At 65.4% G+C, this 18472-nt stretch carries 22 protein-coding genes and 2 tRNA genes; 7 read left to right on the top strand and 17 right to left on the bottom strand.

Annotation, left to right across the window (positions count from 1 at the left end; all coding sequences use genetic code 11):
• Positions 1-14: 14 nt before the first annotated feature.
• Positions 15-2201 (top strand): ATP-binding protein, encoded by a 2187-nt coding sequence (locus IFT63_RS16985; RefSeq protein WP_192085224.1) that lies wholly within the window; start codon positions 15-17, stop codon positions 2199-2201.
• Between the two features lie 43 nt (positions 2202-2244).
• On the opposite strand, the gene bfr is transcribed toward IFT63_RS16985, so the two are convergent.
• The 3 genes from bfr to IFT63_RS17000 form a co-directional block, all read right to left on the bottom strand.
• The gene (gene bfr / locus IFT63_RS16990) at positions 2245-2715 is read right to left on the bottom strand and encodes a bacterioferritin (RefSeq protein ID WP_042614289.1); all 471 of its coding nucleotides are present in this window, start codon (positions 2713-2715) and stop codon (positions 2245-2247) included.
• 102 nt (positions 2716-2817) lie between these two features.
• A complete protein-coding gene (locus IFT63_RS16995; protein ID WP_042614303.1) occupies positions 2818-3027 on the bottom strand; it encodes a (2Fe-2S)-binding protein in 210 nt (69 codons plus the stop codon).
• A 116-nt stretch (positions 3028-3143) separates the two neighbouring features.
• Positions 3144-3758, bottom strand: a complete 615-nt coding sequence (locus IFT63_RS17000; protein WP_101099320.1) for an RNA pyrophosphohydrolase — start codon at positions 3756-3758, stop codon at positions 3144-3146.
• Positions 3759-3878: 120 nt separating this feature from the next.
• Here IFT63_RS17000 and IFT63_RS17005 point away from each other — a divergent pair.
• Positions 3879-3955: transfer RNA gene (locus IFT63_RS17005), tRNA-Met, on the top strand.
• 51 nt (positions 3956-4006) lie between these two features.
• A tRNA-Gln gene (locus IFT63_RS17010) sits at positions 4007-4081 on the top strand.
• Positions 4082-4337: 256 nt separating this feature from the next.
• Here the strand turns inward: IFT63_RS17010 and rpsI are convergent.
• Both rpsI and rplM read right to left on the bottom strand, forming a co-directional pair.
• Positions 4338-4730, bottom strand: a complete 393-nt coding sequence (gene rpsI, locus IFT63_RS17015) for a 30S ribosomal protein S9 (RefSeq protein WP_042614287.1) — start codon at positions 4728-4730, stop codon at positions 4338-4340.
• Positions 4731-4732: 2 nt separating this feature from the next.
• Complete coding sequence (rplM, locus tag IFT63_RS17020; protein WP_042614286.1) at positions 4733-5161, bottom strand: 50S ribosomal protein L13; 429 nt, start codon at positions 5159-5161, stop codon at positions 4733-4735.
• A gap of 196 nt (positions 5162-5357) precedes the next feature.
• On the opposite strand from rplM, the gene coq7 reads away from it, so the two are divergent.
• Positions 5358-6002: a 2-polyprenyl-3-methyl-6-methoxy-1,4-benzoquinone monooxygenase gene (gene coq7 / locus IFT63_RS17025; RefSeq protein WP_042614285.1), complete on the top strand. Its 645-nt coding sequence runs from the start codon at positions 5358-5360 to the stop codon at positions 6000-6002.
• Between the two features lie 33 nt (positions 6003-6035).
• Here the strand turns inward: coq7 and sugE are convergent, their stop codons facing one another.
• Complete coding sequence (gene sugE, locus IFT63_RS17030; protein WP_042614284.1) at positions 6036-6356, bottom strand: quaternary ammonium compound efflux SMR transporter SugE; 321 nt, start codon at positions 6354-6356, stop codon at positions 6036-6038.
• A gap of 163 nt (positions 6357-6519) precedes the next feature.
• On the bottom strand, positions 6520-7314 hold the full coding sequence (speD, locus tag IFT63_RS17035; protein ID WP_042614283.1) for an adenosylmethionine decarboxylase: 795 nt from the start codon (positions 7312-7314) through the stop codon (positions 6520-6522).
• Between the two features lie 149 nt (positions 7315-7463).
• Between speD and crp the strand changes: the two genes are divergently transcribed.
• Positions 7464-8153 carry a cAMP-activated global transcriptional regulator CRP gene (crp, locus tag IFT63_RS17040; protein WP_042614302.1) on the top strand — a complete coding sequence of 230 codons (690 nt, stop codon included), beginning with the start codon at positions 7464-7466 and terminating at the stop codon, positions 8151-8153.
• 108 nt (positions 8154-8261) lie between these two features.
• On the top strand, positions 8262-9023 hold the full coding sequence (locus IFT63_RS17045) for a sulfite exporter TauE/SafE family protein (protein WP_042614282.1): 762 nt from the start codon (positions 8262-8264) through the stop codon (positions 9021-9023).
• Between the two features lie 52 nt (positions 9024-9075).
• On the opposite strand, the gene IFT63_RS17050 is transcribed toward IFT63_RS17045, so the two are convergent.
• From IFT63_RS17050 to IFT63_RS17095, 10 genes are all read right to left on the bottom strand, one after another.
• A complete protein-coding gene (locus tag IFT63_RS17050; RefSeq protein ID WP_192085195.1) occupies positions 9076-9792 on the bottom strand; it encodes a haloacid dehalogenase-like hydrolase in 717 nt (238 codons plus the stop codon).
• Positions 9789-10583 carry an indole-3-glycerol phosphate synthase TrpC gene (gene trpC / locus IFT63_RS17055; RefSeq protein ID WP_192085196.1) on the bottom strand — a complete coding sequence of 265 codons (795 nt, stop codon included), beginning with the start codon at positions 10581-10583 and terminating at the stop codon, positions 9789-9791. Before trpC ends, IFT63_RS17050 begins: the two co-directional genes overlap by 4 nt.
• A 56-nt stretch (positions 10584-10639) precedes the next feature.
• Entirely contained in the window at positions 10640-11671 is a 1032-nt protein-coding gene (gene trpD, locus IFT63_RS17060) for an anthranilate phosphoribosyltransferase (protein ID WP_042614280.1), read from the bottom strand.
• Between the two features lie 28 nt (positions 11672-11699).
• Positions 11700-12278, bottom strand: coding sequence for an aminodeoxychorismate/anthranilate synthase component II (locus tag IFT63_RS17065; RefSeq protein ID WP_192085197.1), 579 nt, complete (start codon positions 12276-12278; stop codon positions 11700-11702).
• A gap of 66 nt (positions 12279-12344) precedes the next feature.
• A complete protein-coding gene (gene trpE / locus IFT63_RS17070; protein WP_042614278.1) occupies positions 12345-13835 on the bottom strand; it encodes an anthranilate synthase component I in 1491 nt (496 codons plus the stop codon).
• A 457-nt stretch (positions 13836-14292) separates the two neighbouring features.
• The gene (locus IFT63_RS17075) at positions 14293-14619 is read right to left on the bottom strand and encodes a hypothetical protein (RefSeq protein ID WP_042614277.1); all 327 of its coding nucleotides are present in this window, start codon (positions 14617-14619) and stop codon (positions 14293-14295) included.
• A gap of 80 nt (positions 14620-14699) precedes the next feature.
• Entirely contained in the window at positions 14700-15638 is a 939-nt protein-coding gene (yegS, locus tag IFT63_RS17080) for a lipid kinase YegS (protein WP_192085198.1), read from the bottom strand.
• Positions 15639-15819: 181 nt separating this feature from the next.
• Positions 15820-16293 carry a GNAT family N-acetyltransferase gene (locus tag IFT63_RS17085; protein ID WP_042614275.1) on the bottom strand — a complete coding sequence of 158 codons (474 nt, stop codon included), beginning with the start codon at positions 16291-16293 and terminating at the stop codon, positions 15820-15822.
• 60 nt (positions 16294-16353) lie between these two features.
• Positions 16354-17025: a ribulose-phosphate 3-epimerase gene (rpe, locus tag IFT63_RS17090; protein WP_042614274.1), complete on the bottom strand. Its 672-nt coding sequence runs from the start codon at positions 17023-17025 to the stop codon at positions 16354-16356.
• Between the two features lie 38 nt (positions 17026-17063).
• The gene (locus IFT63_RS17095; RefSeq protein WP_042614273.1) at positions 17064-17393 is read right to left on the bottom strand and encodes a DnaJ domain-containing protein; all 330 of its coding nucleotides are present in this window, start codon (positions 17391-17393) and stop codon (positions 17064-17066) included.
• Between the two features lie 142 nt (positions 17394-17535).
• Here IFT63_RS17095 and IFT63_RS17100 point away from each other — a divergent pair, with 142 nt between their 5' ends.
• Positions 17536-18462 (top strand): phosphoribosylaminoimidazolesuccinocarboxamide synthase, encoded by a 927-nt coding sequence (locus tag IFT63_RS17100; protein WP_042614272.1) that lies wholly within the window; start codon positions 17536-17538, stop codon positions 18460-18462.
• Positions 18463-18472: the final 10 nt, after the last annotated feature.

Genomic DNA, 18472 nt, shown 5'->3' on the forward strand with positions numbered 1-18472 from the left:
TGGCAGCGGCGGCCATCAGCGTTGGCTGCCTGCTGGCCGTAACCCTGCGCTGGAACGGCCCCTGGCCGTGGCTGGGGCTGGTAGCGGCCTGCGTGGCGCTGCTGCTGTGGCCGCTGGCGGCGCAGCAGCACGGTGCGCACGGGGCAGCCCCGGCCGAGGCCGAGCAGCGCCTGCGCCAGCTGCAGCAGGAACTGGAGCGCCTGCAACGGCTGCACGAGCAGCAGGGACAGCTGGAGCAGCAGTTGCTGCTGGCCAAGCAGGCCGCCGAAGCAGCGGTGCTGGCCAAGGGTGAGTTCCTGGCCACGATGAGCCATGAAATCCGCACGCCGCTCAACGGCATCATCCCGATGCTCGACCTGATCGGGCGCGGCAGCCTGGAGCCGGAGCAGCGGCAGATGCTGGGCACCGCGGTCACCAGCTCGCAGCAGTTGCTGCGCATCGTCGATGACATCCTCGATCACTCGCGGTTGGAAGCCAATGCACTGGTGTTGGAGACCACCACCTTCAACCTGCGCGAACTGCTGGAAGGCGTGGTGCAGCTGATGCAGCGTGCGGCCGAGGCCAAGGGCCTGCGCATCGTGCTGGAGCTGGACCCTGCCGTGCGCTTGTCGGTTCGCGGCGATCCGGTGCGGCTGCGCCAGGTACTCGGCAACCTGCTGGCCAACGCGATCAAGTTCACCGCCCGCGGCCAGGTCACGCTGAAGGTGCGCCGGCTGGGCGAGACCGCGTTCCGGCACGAACTGCGTCTGGAGGTCGTCGACACCGGCATCGGCATCGACCAGGAACAGCAGTCGCGCCTGTTCCAGTCCTTCAGCCAGGCCGACGCGTCCACCACGCGCATGTACGGTGGCACCGGCCTGGGGCTGGCGATCTGCCGCCGCATCATCGAGCTGATGCAGGGCCAGATCGGCGTGCATTCGGCGCCCGGCCAAGGCGCCACGTTCTGGTTCGAGATCCCGCTGTTGAAGGCGCTGGGAGACACCCGCAGCGGGCACGGCCCGGAACTGGGCAACCTGCTGCTGCTCAGCGACGACCCCTTGCTGCAGCAGCGCGTGCAGCGCGTCGGCGCGCAGCATGGCCTGCAGGTGCAGGCCGTGCAGACGCTGGCGCTGGCACTGGAGGCCGTCCGCGCGACGACCCGTGCACTGGCCTGGCTGGTGGTCGATGGACGCCTGCTGCGCAACGGCGATGCGTCCGTGCAGCGGGCGCTCGCAGAACGCGGTACGGAAGCACCCCAGGTGCTGTGGCTGCACCTGGGCAACGCACCCGCACGCAACGGCCAGCACTGGGTGGATGAACTGCAGGCCGACGCGGCGCTGCACGCGGTGCTGGTGCCGGCTGCAACGCGCTCGGCGCGGCCTGCGGCGCTGCTTGGCGATGCAACGCTGCCTCCCTCCCTTGCCACTACGCCGGACCGCCTGGACCTGCGGGTGCTGCTGGTGGAAGACAACATGGTCAACCTGATGGTGGCCGAGCGCGTGCTGGAAGTGATGGGCTGCACGGTGCGCACCGCGCACGATGGCGAACAGGCGCTGGGTGAACTGCACGCAGGGGGTATCGACGTGGTGCTGATGGACTGCCAGATGCCGGTGCTGGATGGCTACGCCGCCACCCGCCAATGGCGCGCGCAGGAAGCAACATCCACCCGCCCCCGGATGCCGATCATCGCCATGACCGCCAATGCCATGGCCGGTGACCGTGAGCGCTGCCTGCAGGCCGGCATGGATGACTATCTGTCCAAACCGGTTGAACTTTCGGCGTTGCGAAGCATGCTGAAGCGCTGGACCCTGGGCGCGCAGGACATTGGCAGCACCGAAGCGCAGCACCAGCTGGTGGCAGCGGACGAGGATGCGGAAGCTTCGCAGGCCGCACTGGACCCGACCGTGCTGGATGAACTGCACGAGGTGATCGGGGCGAGCACGCAGGCGATCATCGACGCGTTCCTGCATGACACACCGATCGCGGTGCAGCAGCTGCAGGTGGCGGCGCAGGAAGACGATCAGGAAAAGCTGCGCGCACTGGCGCACAGCCTTAAGTCATCCAGTGCGAATGTCGGCGCGATGGCCTTGTCCTCTGCTGCGCGGCGCATCGAACTGGAGGCGCGCAACGGCACGCTGCAGATGCCGGTAGTCGCCGCCGCGCGCGTGGTCGCCGAGTTCGCGCGTGCACGCATGGCACTGGCCGGCTGGCAGCGGCAGTAGTGCCGACCGTAGTGCCGACCTTGGTCGGCACCCATGCCCCCGCTCAGTCTTCCAGCTTGCTGAGCAGGTATTTCGGCTCGCCAAGGCGACCGATCAGTTCCAGCTGGGTTTCCAGCCAGTCAATGTGCTCTTCTTCGGAATCCAGGATCTTGGTGAACAGCTGGCGGCTGACGTAGTCGCCAACCGAATCGGCATGGGCCACCGCTTCGCGCAATACCTCGACCGCCTCGCTTTCCAGCGCCAGATCGCACTGCAGGATTTCCGACGGATTCTCGCCGATGCGCAGCTTGCCCAGCGCCTGGAAGTTCGGCAGCCCTTCAAGGAACAGGATGCGATCAGACAGCATGTCGGCATGCTTCATCTCTTCGATCGATTCCTTGTACTCGTGCTCGGCGAGTTCCTTGATGCCCCAGTTCTTCAGCATCTTGGCGTGCAGGAAGTACTGGTTGATCGCAGTCAGTTCGTTGTACAGCACCTTGTTGAGGTACTGGATGACTTTGGCGTCGCCTTTCATGAGGGGTGCTCCTGCACGCTGAAAACGCAGGCACTGTAGCGGCTTTGCGCCGGCGATGAAGGAACGCGAATCGTGCTCAGTTGCGCGTTGCGGCGCAGGCGCTCAGGCGGCCTGCAGGCCGCCGAGAACCGGTAGGGGCAGGTCGTGGGTGTTGCGTGCCTTGGCCAGCAGGTCGCCGGCCATGTCCAGGCAGGACCCGCAGGTAGCGCCGCAGCCGGTCCGCATCGTCAGTTCGGCCACCGTCATGCAGCCATCCACCGCGGCTTCGCGGATCTGGTGGTCGGTGACTCCGTTGCAGATGCAGACGTACACGAGGGCGGCCGGTGCTGGCAGGCCGATGCTGGCCTGCCGATATTCCACTTCAAACGCGAATGGTTGTCAATTGACAAGCTGAATCATTCTCGATGGAGTTCAGCCTGGGACGATCATCAGGTGGGATCGCCCTGCACCTTCTTGGGCCAGTAACCGCGCTTGGTCGGACGCTTGCGCGGCCGATCGTGGCCTGCCGCATGCCCCGGCATCCAGGCTTCCTGCGCACCCGTCGGCATCTGCGTCACCCCTGCGCCGGCAACGCCCCGCGCCATCGGTGCGAGGTGGCGCAACGCACGCGCGTACACACCGCGCTTGAACATCACCACGTGCTCGACCGGATACCAGAAATCGACCCAGCGCCAGTTGTCGAACTCGGGCGTCTCGGTCAGGTCCAGCTGCACGTGCGACTCGTCACCGGTCAGGCGCAGCAGGAACCAGACCTGCTTCTGGCCGATGCACACCTGTCGCTCATTGCGGCGGATCGCGCGCGCAGGGAGCTTGTAACGCAGCCAACCGGGGGTAGCACCGAGCACTTCAACGTGTTCGGGCAGCAGGCCGGTCTCTTCCTGCAGTTCACGATACATGGCCTCGACGGGCGTCTCATCGGTGTTCATGCCGCCCTGTGGGAACTGCCAGCCATCCCGGCGCACTCTACGTGCCCAGAACACCTGACCGTCCTGGCGCATCAACACGATGCCGACGTTCGGTCGATAGCCGTCCGGATCGATCACGATGCGGACTCCTAGAAATCTACTGACAGGGACTATCCCATGCCGTCTGTCGGCCCACAAGCAGCACACAAAACTATTGACATGTTTCGTACACATGCCCAGAATAGCCGGCTCACACAAGGCTATGTAGCTCAGCCGGTTAGAGCACAGCACTCATAATGCTGGGGTCGGTGGTTCGAGTCCACCCATAGCCACCATGTCGAGGTTGGTTTTCGACTTGGAAAGTGAGACAATTGCTTCACCTATTTTGCCCCGTCGCCAAGCGGTAAGGCACCTGACTCTGACTCAGGCATTCGGTGGTTCGAATCCATCCGGGGCAGCCAAATACTAAAAAAGGCCTGATCTTTGATCAGGCCTTTTTTAGTATTTGGGCGCGCATTTCACCTTATCCCCGCGCCGTTGGCGCGCCCCCCTTGAACAACAAGGGGGCTCTATTCCGGATGGGGTCCCGTAGTGTCGAGCTTGCTCGACACGCAGGGTCAATAACCCAAACAACGCGCAAACAAAAACCCGGCCGAAGCCGGGTTTTTGCTTTCCTCCCAGCAGGGCCCCGAAAGGCCCCACGCCAGGCGCGGCAAATCAGCGCTTGGAGAACTGGGTGGCGCGACGTGCCTTGTGCAGGCCGACCTTCTTACGCTCAACTTCACGGGCGTCACGGGTCATGAAGCCAGCCTTGCGCAGCTCGGACTTCAGGGTTTCGTCGTACTCGACCAGCGCGCGGGCGATGCCCAGGCGGATCGCACCGGCCTGGCCGGTGGTGCCGCCGCCAGCGGCGGTGACCAGGATGTCGAAGCTTTCGGTGTTCTTGGTCAGCTCGAGCGGCTGGCGCACGATCATGCGCGCAGTCTCACGACCGAAGAACTCGTCCAGCGGACGACCATTGACGGTGATCTTGCCAGAGCCCTTGCGCAGGAACACGCGGGCAGTGGAGGACTTGCGGCGGCCAGTGCCGTAGTTTTGAGTGATAGCCATGATTAGATATCCAGAACCTGCGGCTGCTGTGCGGCGTGCGGATGCTCAGTGCCTGCGTAGACCTTGAGCTTGCGGTACATCTGGCGACCCAGCGGACCCTTCGGCAGCATGCCCTTCACGGCGATCTCGATCACGCGCTCCGGGTGACGCTCAAGCGCCTGGGCCAGCGATTCGGTCTTCAGGTTGCCGATGTAGCCGGTGAAACGGTGATACATCTTGTCCTGCAGCTTCTTGCCGGTGACGACAATCTTTTCTGCATTGATGACGACCAGGTAGTCGCCGGTATCAACGTGCGGGGTGTAGACCGGCTTGTGCTTGCCACGCAGACGGCGGGCCAGCTCGGTGCAGAGACGGCCCAGGGTCTTGCCCTCGGCGTCAACGAGGTACCAGTCGCGCTGGACGGTCTCGTTCTTAGCGGTGAAAGTGCTCATGAAGAACTCTATGTAGGTCGTCGGGCTCATTGCGGCCAGGAGGGCCGGAACTCTGCCACGCGTTGTGAAGGTGAAACGCAAGAGGCGGGATTTTACCCAGCTTCGTCCCGCCGCGCAAGTTCGCCCATGCCGATGGGTTGGCAGGGGCGCGCCGGGCGGCGAGAATTAGGGATCCCCTGACGTCACCGGCCCCACCATGAGCGCGCTCCGCCAGACCACCCCGCTGGATCACCTGCTGACCGAGGCACAGCGTGCGTTGGACACGGTGTTCGGCAATCCGCCGGCAGAACGCCCCTACCCGGCCACCGACGCGGCCGAGCCCGGCATGAGCCCGGGCGAGCGACGGCATGCGGCCGGCCTGATGCGGATCAACCATGTCGGCGAGGTCTGTGCGCAGGGGCTGTACTTCGGCCAGGCGGCCGTCGCCCGGGATCCGGCAACCCGCGCCCACCTGCTGGAGGCGGCGCAGGAAGAAACCGACCACCTGGCCTGGTGCGCGATCCGCCTGGGGGAACTGGACAGCCGCCCCAGCCGGTTCAATCCGGTCTGGTACGCCGGCAGCTATGCGATCGGCACGCTGGCCGGGCTGCGCGGTGACGGCTGGAACCTCGGCTTCGTGGTGGAGACCGAACGCCAGGTGGAAGCCCACCTGGACGAGCACCTTGAGACGCTGCCGCCAGCCGACCTGCGCAGCCGCGAAGTGATCAAGGTGATGAAGGAAGACGAAGCCCGGCATGCCGAGCACGCTGAGCAGGCCGGTGCGCGCCGACTGCCGTTCCCGATTCCCGGCGCGATGGCGCTGGCATCGAAGGTGATGAAGACGATCGCGTACCGGTTGTGAGGCGGCGCCGAGCGTGGCTCCAATAAACCGGGGTCAGGGCGTGGAAACCAGCTTCAGGCCGATCACACCGGCCACGATCAGCGCCACGCAGCCCAGCCGGGCCGGCGAGGCGCTGTCGTTGAACAGGAAGATGCCCAGCACCGCAACGCCCAACGCGCCGATGCCGGTCCAGATGGCGTAGGCGGTACCGACCGGGATGGTTTTCATCGCCTGGCTCATCAGGAACAGGCTGATCAACGCGGCCACCACGGTGGCAACGGTCGGCAACGGCTTGCTGAAACCATCGGAATATTTCATGCCGATGGCGAAGCCGATTTCAAAGATGCCGGCCAGCAGCAGATAGATCCAAGGCATGGGGTGCTCCTCAACTTTCTAAACGAAAACAAAACGGCCCGGTGTCTTCACACCGGGCCGTGGGTCGGTCAACTGCCGTGAAACGCCGATCTGCGCAGATCGCGGTTCCACGGGGCGGGACGTCCCGCCTTCATAAGCACGGCCCCGGAGGACCCTGCCGGTATCACTCGGACAGGTTGCGCCCGTGGAACAGCTCTTCGATTTCACGGCGCAGCAGCGCCTCGATCTTCATGCGTTCCTTGAAGGACAGGTTCTTGGCCTTCTCTTCGAACAGGTACTGGTCCAGGTCGAAGTCCTTCAGGTGCATCTTCGTGTGGAAGATGTTTTCCTGATAGACGTTGACGTCGAACATCTCGTAACGCGACTTGATGTTCTTGGCCAGGAAGTTCTGGATCGAGTTGATCTTGTGATCGATGTAGTGCTTCTTGCCCTTCACATCACGGGTGAAGCCACGCACGCGGTAATCCATGATCACGATGTCCGATTCCAGACTCTCGATCAGGTAGTTCAGCGCCTTCAACGGCGAAATCACGCCGCAGGTGGCCACGTCGATGTCGGCGCGGAAGGTGGCGATGCCTTCCTGCGGGTGCGTTTCCGGATAGGTGTGCACGGTGATGTGCGACTTGTCCATGTGCGCGACCACGGCGTCGGAAATCAACTCCTTGCCGGCCTGCTTCTTGTCGATCACCGGCTCTTCGGAGATCAGGATCGTCACCGAGGCACCCTGCGGATCGTAATCCTGGCGCGCGATGTTGAGGATGTTCGCGCCGATGATCTCGGCGACGTCCGTGAGAATCTGAGTCAGCCTGTCGGCGTTGTACTCTTCATCGATGTAGTCGATGTAACGCTGACGCTCCTCTTCGGTGCGGGCGTAACAGACGTCATAGATGTTGAAGCTCAGCGCCTTGGTGAGGTTGTTGAAACCTTGCAACCTCAGGCGAGGCAACGGCTTGACCACGGGCGGCGATCCTGTAAGAGCGGGGAAAGGATCAATTATGAGGCAATTGTTCCCCGAGGGGGGACCTGAACGGGCTGCCGTGAACAGCTAATTGTTTGCTCTTAACATTTGCGCTCCGCTAAGCTGCTCTCCACCCCGTGAATCCGTTCATGCGCAGAGGGAGCGCCACCATCGTGTCAACCGTGCGCCTTGCTACCAGTCCTTTGGCTTTGGACATCGCTACCATCGACCGCTTCCTGGCCCACAGCCACCGGCGTCGCTACCCTGCCCGAACCGATGTGTTCCGCCCCGGTGATCCGGCCGGGACCCTGTACTACGTGATCAGTGGGTCGGTTTCAATAATTGCTGAAGAGGACGAGGAGCGCGAGCTGGTGCTCGGCTACTTCGGCACCGGCGAGTTCGTTGGTGAAATGGGCCTGTTCGTGGAATCGGACCGCCGCGAGGTCATCCTGCGCACCCGGACCGCCTGCGAGCTGGCCGAGATCAGCTACGAACGCCTGCACCAGCTGTTCCTGGGCCCGCTGTCCAATGATGCCCCGCGCCTGCTGTACGCGCTGGGCCAGCAGATATCCAAGCGATTGCTCGATACCAGCCGCAAGGCCAGCCGCCTGGCCTTCCTGGACGTGACCGACCGGATCGTGCGGACCCTGCATGACCTGGCCGAAGAACCAGAGGCCATGACCCACCCGCAGGGCAGCCAACTGCGGGTATCCCGGCAGGAACTGGCGCGCCTGGTCGGCTGCTCGCGCGAGATGGCCGGCCGGGTGCTGAAGAAGCTGCAGGTGGACGGCCTGCTGCATGCCCGCGGCAAGACCGTGGTGCTGTACGGCACGCGCTGAAGGTCTCCTGACGGGTGACGCCGCCCCTGGTGGGTGACGACCGTTGGTCGTCACTGCGTCACCCCCGCCGTCACCTGCCGGTGCACGGCAGTCCTGCAGGATGATGTGATGGAGCTGAGCAGCGAATTCTGGTGGTTCATCCTGATCGGCCTCGGCGCGCAGCTGGTCGACGGCGCGCTGGGCATGGCGTTCGGGCTGGTGTCGTCTTCGGTGCTGCTCAGCATGGGCCTGCCACCGGCACAGGTCAGCGCCAGCGTCCACACCGCCGAAGTCTTCACCACCGGCGCGTCGGGGGTTTCCCACCTGATGGCCGGCAACGTGGACCGCCGATTGTTCGTGCGCCTGGCCATACCCGGCGCGATCGGCGGGGCAGTCGGCGCATATGGACTCACCCAGCTGCCTGGCGACATCATCCGGCCATTGATTTATCTGTACCTGCTGGTGCTCGCCATCGTCATCCTGTTGCGCGCGGCCGGTCGGCTGATGCCCAAGGGCGACATCAAGCGCGTGCCGCTGTTGGGTGCCGTCGCAGGCTTCCTGGACGCCAGCGGCGGCGGCGGCTGGGGCCCGGTGGCCACCTCCACGCTGTTGGCGCGGGGCGGTGAGGCGCGGACCACCATCGGCACCGTCAATGCAGCCGAGTTCGTAGTGACGCTGACGGTCTCCGCGACCTTCCTGCTGTCGATGGGGCTGCACCACCTGCAGATCGTCGCCGGCCTGCTGATCGGCGGCATGATGGCCGCCCCGTTGGCCGCGGTGCTGGTGAAGCGGGTCAAGGAACGCTGGGTGCTGGTCGCCGTAGGCGTGCTGGTGCTGGCGATCAGCCTGTATCAGATCGGCCATACGGTGTTCGGCCTGCTGGAGCGGTAGCGCCGAAGGCAAGGGCTGACGGCCAGCGGCCGTCACTACCGGGCCCGCGGCCTCAGGCTTTTTCGCCGCCGCGGTCTTCGCAACCCCAGTTGAGGATGCGCGTACCTTCGGGCAACACGCGACGGAAGAAGTCCACGCTGCCACGCTTGGGATTGACCACCACCGGTGCCTTGGCCGCCACCAGCAGCGGCAGGTCGGCGGTGCTGTCGGAGTAGGCCACATCGATGTTGCCGTAGCCGCGCTCGCGCAGCATGCGCATCTTCTCTTCGTTGTGGCAGTGGCGGGTGGCGCCGACGGCACCGAAGCGCGGCCCGACTTCACTGCCGATCACCGGCACGTCCACGTGCGCGACGAAGGCCAGGATCGCCCGCGCCAGCTCCGGCGGCGCGCCGGTGGCCACCACCACGCGGTCGCCCTTGGCACGGTGCGCGGCGAACACCTCCAGCGCCTGCGGCAGCAGTTTCGCGCGCAGTGTCGGTTCGTGCTTCAGCACATAGGCATCGATGACGCGGTTGAACTCGCGTGCGCGGTGCATGCCGAAGGTCGCGATCCAAACGTAGATCGAAATGCCGGCGCGCCGCGTCGGCAGCATCGCCACCAGCGGGCCGGCGACCGGCGTCACCAGCAGCGCGGCCAGCAGCCGCAGGGGATTGCGCTTGATCAGGGTGGCAAACAGATGGCTGCCGGAATCGCCGTCATACAGGGTGTGGTCGAAATCGAACACCACCAGCGGCGCATCGTCCTGCGGGGTTGGATAGATCGTGCTCATGCCGCGAAGAATAGCTGACGCAGGCCCTCGCCTGGTTCCTCCACCCGCATGAACGCTTCGCCCACCAGGAACGCGTTGATCCCGGCATCACGCATCAGGCCGACATCCTGCGGACCCAGGATGCCGCTTTCGGTCACCAGCAGGCGATCCTTCGGCACCGCGTTGCGCATGTCCAGCGTGGTCTGCAGCGACACCTCGAAGGTGCGCAGGTTGCGGTTGTTGATGCCGATCATCGGCGCCGGCACCTGCAGCGCGCGCTCCAGTTCATCGATGTCGTGCACTTCCACCAGCACGTCCATGCCCAGGCTGATCGCCAGCTCGGACAGCTCCGCCAACTGGGTGTCTTCCAGCGCGGCGACGATCAACAGGATGCAGTCGGCGCCGAGCACGCGCGCTTCGACCACCTGGTACGGGTCGACCACGAAGTCCTTGCGCAGCACCGGCAGCGTGCAGGCCTCGCGTGCCTGCTGCAGGTAGGCATCGCTGCCCTGGAAGAAGTCCATGTCGGTCAGTACGGACAAGCAGCTGGCTCCGCCGAATTCATAGCTGACCGCAATATCGGCCGGATGGAAATCCGGACGGATCACGCCCTTGGAGGGACTGGCCTTCTTGACCTCGGCGATGACCGCCGGGTCGCCGTTGGCGATCGCTGCCTGCAATGCACGCACGAACCCGCGCACCGGCGGCGCATCGGCCAGCCGTGCCTGCAGCTGTTCCAGCGGCACGGCGGCGCGGCGCTGGGCCACTTCTTCGGCCTTGCGGGCCAGGATCGTCTGCAGGATGTCGCTCATGGTGTTCACACGAAAAAGGGGACGGAGGGAGTTAAGTCGTTTCCGGCGTTGCCGCCTCAGCCTGCCAGCACGCGGGTGATGTCGACGTACTGTTGCAGGCGCGCGCGGGCGCTGCCATCGGCGATCGCGGCGCGGGCACGTGCGAGGCCATCGGCGATGTCGCTGGCCACGTCGGCCACGTACAGGGCCGCACCCGCGTTCAGCGCCACGATGTCCAGCGCCGGGCCCGGCTCGTTGTCCAACACCGCACGCAGCATCGCGATGGACTGTTCCGGGCCATCCACGCGCAGGTTGCGGCTGGCCGACATGGCGATGCCGAAGTCCTCCGGGTGGATCTCGTACTCGCGGACCTTGCCGTCGCGCAGCTCACCCACCAAGGTGCCGGCGCCAAGCGAGATCTCGTCCATGTTGTCGCGGCCCCACACCACCATGGCACGCGCGGTATCCAGCTCGCGCAGCACGCGCGCCTGGATGCCGACCAGGTCCGGATGGAACACGCCCATCAGCACCGACGGTGCGCTGGCCGGGTTGGTCAGCGGGCCCAGGATGTTGAAGATGGTGCGCACGCCCATCTCCCGCCGGACCGGCGCCACGACCTTCATCGCCGGGTGGTGGATGGGCGCGAACATGAAGCCCACGCCGGTCTGTTCGATGGCCTGCGCCACCTGCGCCGGCTGCAGTTCGATCACCGCGCCCAGTGCTTCCACCGCATCGGCGCTTCCGGATTTGGACGACACGCTGCGGTTGCCATGCTTGGCCACGCGCGCACCGGCAGCGGCGGCCACGAACATCGAACAGGTGGAGATGTTGAAGGTGTGCGAGCCATCGCCGCCGGTGCCGACGATATCGACCATGTGGCGGGTATCGGTGACCGGTACCGGCAGCGCGAACTCGCGCATCACGGTCGCGGCGGCGGCGATCTCATCGACGGTTTCCTTCTTGACCCGCAGCCCGGTCAGGATCGCGGCGGTCATCATCGGCGACACATCGCCGCGCATGATCTGCCGCATCAGGTCGACCATCTCTTCGAAGAAGATCTCGCGGTGTTCGATGGTGCGTTGCAGGGCTTCCTGGGGGGAGAAGCGCATCGATGGACTCCTGGGGTCGGCGTGCAGCTCAGCGCTGCAGGAAGTTTCGCAGCAGCGCGTGGCCGTGCTCGGTAAGGATGGATTCGGGATGGAACTGCACACCTTCCACCGGATGCTCACGATGGCGCAGGCCCATGATTTCCTCCACCGTACCGTCCTCGTTCTCGGTCCAGGCGGTGACCTCCAGGCACGCCGGCAGCCGCGTCTTGTCCACCACCAGCGAGTGGTAGCGGGTGGCCTGGTAGCGATCCGGCAGGCCGGCGAACACGCCCTTGCCTTCATGGCGGATCGGCGAGGTCTTGCCGTGCATGATGTTGCCCGCACGGATCACCGTGCCGCCGTACACCTGGCCGATGCCCTGGTGGCCCAGGCAGACGCCGAGGATCGGCGTGGTCGGGCCGAGCCGCTGGATCAGTTCCAGCGAAATGCCGGCTTCGTTCGGCGTGCATGGGCCGGGCGAAATCACGATGCGTTCGGGCTTGTGCGCGGCGATCTCATCGACCGTCATCGCATCGTTGCGCACCACCTTGACCTCGGCACCCAGCGTCTGCAGGTACTGCACGAGGTTGTAGGTGAAGCTGTCGTAGTTGTCGATCATCCACAACATGGATCAGGTTCCAGACTTCGTAGGGGAGACGGGCGCGCAGGACGCGCGCCAGGAAAATGAAGCGCGTTACAGGCCCTTGGCCGCTTGGGCGACCGCGCGGAACAGCGCGCGGCCCTTGTTCATCGTCTCGTCCCATTCCTTCTGCGGGTCCGAGTCGTAGACGATGCCGGCGCCGGCCTGTACGTGCAGGCGGCCGTCCTTGATCACCGCGGTGCGGATCGCAATGGCGGTGTCCGCATCGCCATGCCAGCCGATGTAGCCGATGCTGCCGGCATACACGTTGCGCTTGATCGGCTCCAGTTCGCGGATCACTTCCAGCGCGCGGATCTTCGGCGCGCCACTGACCGTGCCGGCCGGGAACGTGGCGCGCAGCACGTCGGCATAGCTCAGGCCCGGCTGCAGTTGCCCGGTCACCTCGCTGACGATGTGCATCACATGGCTGTAGCGCTCGATCACGAACTGCTCGCCGACCTCCACCGTGCCAGCGCTGGAAACGCGGCCGGCATCGTTGCGGCCCAGGTCGATCAGCATCAGGTGTTCGGCCCGCTCCTTCGGATCAGCCAGCAGTTCGGCTTCCAGTGCGTTGTCCTCTTCCACCGTGGCGCCACGCGGCCGCGTGCCGGCGATCGGCCGCACGGTGACATGACCCACGCCGTCGGCGTCGTGCTGCAGGCGCACCAGGATCTCCGGCGACGAGCCCACCACCTGCATGTCACCGACATCCAGGAAATACATGTATGGCGAAGGATTGAGCGCCCGCAGCGCGCGGTAGACATCCACCGGCCGCGCCTTGAACGGCACGCTCAGGCGCTGGCTCAGCACCACCTGGAAGATGTCGCCGGAGCGGATGTAATCCTTGCTGCGTTCCACCGCGTCGATGAAACCCTCGCGGGTGAAGCCGGAGATGAAGTCACCCTCGTCCAGTACGTCGCTGTGCAGCGGCGCGGGATAGCCGGCGCCGGGCGCACGCAGCTTGCCGGCCAGCGCGTCCAGCCGCGCCTGCGCCTCGTCCCAGGCACCGGGCTGGCGCGGGTCGGCATGCACGATCAGGTACAGCCGGCCCTTGAGGTTGTCGAACACCGCCAGCTCTTCGGAATGCATCAGCAGGATGTCCGGCGTGCCCAGTTCATCGCGCCCGGCCGGCGGCGCCAGGCGGGGTTCGATGTAGCCGATGCATTCGAAGCCAAACCAGCCGACCAGCCCGCCGGTGAAGCCGGGCAACCCGTCCAGCTTGGGCACCGAATGCGCGCTGCGCAGCGCCTCGACTTCGGCGAAGGGGTCGGCTACTTCCCGGGTTTCCACGACCTGGCCGTGTTCGGCGATGGTCAGGGTGTGGCCGCGGAAGGTGTACACGCGGCGCGCCGGCAGGCCGATGATGGAATAGCGCCCGAAGCGCTCGCCGCCTTCGACCGATTCGAACAGATAGGTGTGCGGGCCGTCGGCCAGCTTCAGGTAGACCGAGAGCGGCGTGTCCAGGTCGGACAGCACTTCACGGACGACGGGGATGCGGGTGTGGCCTTCAGCGGCCTGCTGCTGGAACTGGGCGGGGGTGTTCAACACGACTTTCCTTCCGGGATACGGCGTTTTCTGGGCGGACGACGGCTACGGGCCACCATCGCCAGTTACGGCGTGCGGAAGAAACGGATCGCGGGGTCGTCAGGATGGACACCCGGTCACTGTACCGCATGGGCCGCCCCAGGCGGAAGCCGTCCGCCGCGCGCGTGACTGCCCCTCCCCCGGGGCTTGGACCACGCGCAGGCGGCTCACTGGTAGTAACGGCCGCTGGACGTCAGCCTCTGCTCGGGTGGGTGACGACGCTGGCCGTCATGGGCCCTGCCGCTGTGCTCGCCGAGCACGGCTCGGCGCTAATGTTCGCGTGCCCTGCCGCTCCTGTTCCCGCTGCTTTGGGGCGGCGACACCCCTCAACCTGCCGCAATCCGCGCTACACATTGCGCCATGGCAGCGCCGCCCTTTCCGGGACGGCGCCGCCACTACGCCGATCGCGGTGCGTTGATCAGCGCTGGAACGGGCTGGCCTTGATCGGCTCACCTTTCTTATTGCAGGCGGGTGGGTTGGTCATGCCCATCGAGAGCAGGTTGCCCCCATTGATGATGCAGACGAACTCCTTGCCGTCCGATGCCTTCAGATTGGCGTAGGTGTTAGTGCCTTCGGTGCGACGGCTGACAAGGGTCAACTGCGACGGCTCGTAGCCCAGGGCGCCGGCCGACTGCGATTTGATCTTGTCGTCATCCAAAACGTTCGTCTTCGCGGCGATCGTGCTGCAACCGGTCAATGCAACCAACAGGGTGATCGAAGCCAATGAGATGACAGCTGATTTCACGGCATGTACTCCTTGTGAGTGAGTTATGAAGCTGACCGCAGGGACGTGCTGCGCGGGTCAAATCCAGTATGCCAGACCTATCAGCTTGTCGACCGGGACAGCAGCGGGCAATCCGCAGGCAGATGCATGCGCACGCGGCGCGGCACGCATTCGATGCGGAAATGCCGTGCTTCCACGGGCTCACCGTCCAGGTTGAGGGTCAGCGGCTTTTCGGCGCGGATCTCCACCCGGGTCAAACGGGTGCGGGTTGCGACATGCTCCAGCGCCGCCTCTTTGCCGCCGGTCACCAGTTGGCCCAGCATCGCGCCGACTTCGCCGGTCAGTTCCGGAATGATGGTGACGTCCAGCTGGCCATCATCGATGACCGCCTGCGGGCACAGCGCCTGGCCACCACCGGCCTGGCGGCCGTTGCCGATGCCCAGCGCGATGAAGCCGCCTTCCCAGTCGAAGCCGGGGCCGTGCACGCGCGCCAGGATCGGCTCGATGCGGCCCAGCTTGGAGATGCCGGTCAGCACATAGGCCAGGCCGCCCAGTACCTTCTTCAGGCCTTCATCGGTTTCTACCGTCACCTGCGTGCCGAAGCCACCGCTGGCGACATTGGCGCACCACCAGACCTTGCCATCGGCTTCGATGCGCAGCAGGTCGATCGCGCGCGGGTCCTGTGCGGTGATCAGCGCCAGCACATCGGCGGGGGTCTCAGGGAAGCCCGCCGCGGTGGCGAAATCATTGGCGGTGCCCAGCGGCAAGAGCGCCAGGGAAGGCAGCGCATCGGCGGGCTCATCGCGGTGCGCCAGCGTTTCCGCCACCGCGCTCAGGGTGCCATCCCCGCCGCCGGCGATGATCACCTCCACCCCGTTGTCGATGGCTTCGGCCACGTAGCGCTCGGCATCGCCCGCCTCCCAGGTGACCCGCACTTCAAGGTTAATCCCGCGTTCGCGCCAAGCCGTGACCGCGTCGCGCACATCGACGTCCCCGGCGGATTTTCCGTTCAGGATCAAGCGCCAGCGCGAAAGGCTCATGGGGGGTTCCGGGGGTGGGGGCGGCACAGGCTAGCAGCCGTGCGTTCTTTGCTGGTGAATGTCATCAGCGTGTCACCGACAGCCCGGAACATGGGAGGCCATAGCAGGGAAGACGGATGGAGGCAGGATCAGCCTCCCACTATTCCAGCAGGGCCACGCCGGCAGCGGCGTGGCCTTTTTTTCAGGCGGCGGCGAAGGCGCGCAATGCATCGCCTTCCAGCCGGTACACCGTCCATTCGTCCTGTGGCCGCGCGCCGGCGGCGACGTAGAAATCGATCGCAGGCTGGTTCCAGTCCAGCACCGACCATTCGAAACGCCCGCAACCCTCGGCCACCGCCTGCCGCGCGATGTGCTTCAGCAACGCCTTGCCGGCGCCGGATCCCCGCTTTTCCGGGCTGATGTACAGGTCTTCCAGGTAGATGCCCTTGCGGCCCAGCCACGTGGAATAGTTATGGAAATAGACCGCATAGCCGATCGCTTCGCCGTCGGCTTCGCAGACCAGCGCCTGGGCACTGGCATCGGGCCCGAACAGGCTGGCGGCGATCCCCGCTTCGTCGGTCTGCACCGACGATTCGGCCTTCTCGTAGATCGCCAGTTCGCGGATGAAGCGCAGGATCAGTCCTGCATCGGCGACGGTGGCCGGACGGATGTTCATGGGCAGAAAAAGGGGACGGAGGGAATTAAACGAGTTTAATTCCCTCCGTCCCCTTTTTTCTCATCGCGCCGCGGCGACGTTGGCGCGCATCGCGCTGATCACCTGCTGGTAATCCGGGGCGTTGAAGATCGCCGAGCCGGCTACGAAGGCATCGGCGCCGGCTGCGGCGATCGCCCCGATGTTCTCGGCCTTCACCCCGCCGTCGATCTCCAGGCGGATGTCCTTGCCACTGGCATCGATCTTCTGCCGCACCACGCGCAGTTTGTCCAGCGCGGACGGAATGAAGGCCTGGCCGCCGAAGCCCGGGTTCACCGACATCAGCAGCACCAGGTCCAGGTCGTCCAGCACCCAGTCCAGGATGTCCACCGGCGTGCCGGGGTTGAGCACCAGGCCCGGCTTGCAGCCCAGCGAGCGGATCAGCTGGATGGTGCGGTGGGGGTGGCGGCTGGCCTCCGGATGGAAGCTGATATAGGTGGCACCGGCCTCGGCGAAATCCGGGATGATCCGGTCCACCGGCTCCACCATCAGGTGCACGTCGATCGGCGCGGTGACGCCGTGCTTGCGCAGCGCCTGGCAGACCAGCGGGCCGATGGTCAGGTTGGGCACGTAATGGTTGTCCATCACATCGAAATGGACCCAGTCCGCGCCGGCAGCGAGAACGTTGTCGACTTCTTCGCCGAGACGGGCGAAGTTGGCCGACAGGATGGACGGGGCGATGATGCAGTTGGACATGGCCAGGCCTTCGAAGCAGGAAGAAAGAGGGGCAGGACTCAGCGCTTGCGCAGGGTCTTGATGCGGTCGTAGGCGGCATTCACGCGGCGGCTCTTGGCCTCGGCCTGCTTGAGCAGTTCCGGCGCGGCGCCGACCAGCTTGTCAGGATGGTATTGCGACATCAGGCGGCGGTAGGCCAGGTCGATTTCCGACTCGGTCGCCGACGAGGTCAGTCCCAGCTCACGGTAGGGGTTTTCCTTGTTCAGGCGGAACCAGTCGGCGTCGAACGCATGGCCGATCAGCAGGCCCAGCACCGCGCCAAACAAGGGATTGGGCCGGAACAGTAGGGCCCCGGCGATGAAACCCAGCAGTTTTCCGTACCAGCGCATGGCGCTCCGGGCAGATTTGGCCAATTGGCTTTCCATTTTACGTCACAGCCGCCCCGGACGGCTTTACACTAGGCCGCCCGCTGGCCGGCGGGCCCTCCGGGTCCCTGGGCAGCTCGTATCGACGAAGCCCCCAGGAGTGCCCGTGCCGACCACGTTGTTGCAATCCGATCTTCCCGGCCTGCCCTTGCGCCATCGCGGCAAGGTGCGTGACGTTTTCGATATTCCGCGCGAGCGCCTGCCCGAAGGCACGCCGCCGGGGGACTACCTGCTGATGGTAGCCACCGATCGCCTTTCGGCCTTCGACGTGGTGCTGCCCGACCCGATCCCCGGCAAGGGCGAAATGCTCTGCCAGGTGTCCAACTTCTGGTTCGCCAAGACCGCGCACCTGATGCCCAACCACCTGACCGGCATCGACGTGGCCAGCGTGCTGCCCGACGGCGTGGACGCGGCGCTGTACGCCAAGCGCGCGGTGGTTACCCGGAAGCTGAAGCCGGTGCCGGTGGAAGCGATCGCCCGCGGTTACCTGATCGGCAGCGGCTGGAAGGATTACCAGCGCACCGGCAAGGTCAGCGGCATTGAACTGCCCGACGGCCTGCGCCAGGCCGAAAAGCTGCCCGAGCCGATCTTCACCCCGTCCACCAAGGCCGCCGTCGGCGACCACGACGAGAACATCGATTTCGATGCGATGGTCAAGGCGGTCGGCGTGGACCTGGCCGAACGCGTGCGCGATGCCACCCTGCGCATCTATGCCTTCGCCGCCGATTACGCGCGTGAGCGCGGCATCATCCTGGCCGACACCAAGTTCGAGTTCGGTACCGATGAAGACGGCCGCCTGTACATCATGGACGAGATGCTGACCCCGGATTCTTCGCGCTACTGGCCGGCCGACGAGTACGAAGTGGGCACCAGCCCGCCGAGCTACGACAAGCAGTTCGTGCGCGATTACCTGGAGACGCTGGACTGGGGCAAGACCGCACCGGGCCCGTCCATTCCGGCAGAAGTGATCGAGCGCACGCGTGCCAAGTACGCCGAAGCCCTGCAGCGACTGGCCGGCATCAGCGTCGATTGAGGCGGCGGCG

It is taken from the genome of Stenotrophomonas sp. CFBP 13724, assembly GCF_014841975.1.
Lineage (GTDB): Bacteria > Pseudomonadota > Gammaproteobacteria > Xanthomonadales > Xanthomonadaceae > Stenotrophomonas > Stenotrophomonas lacuserhaii.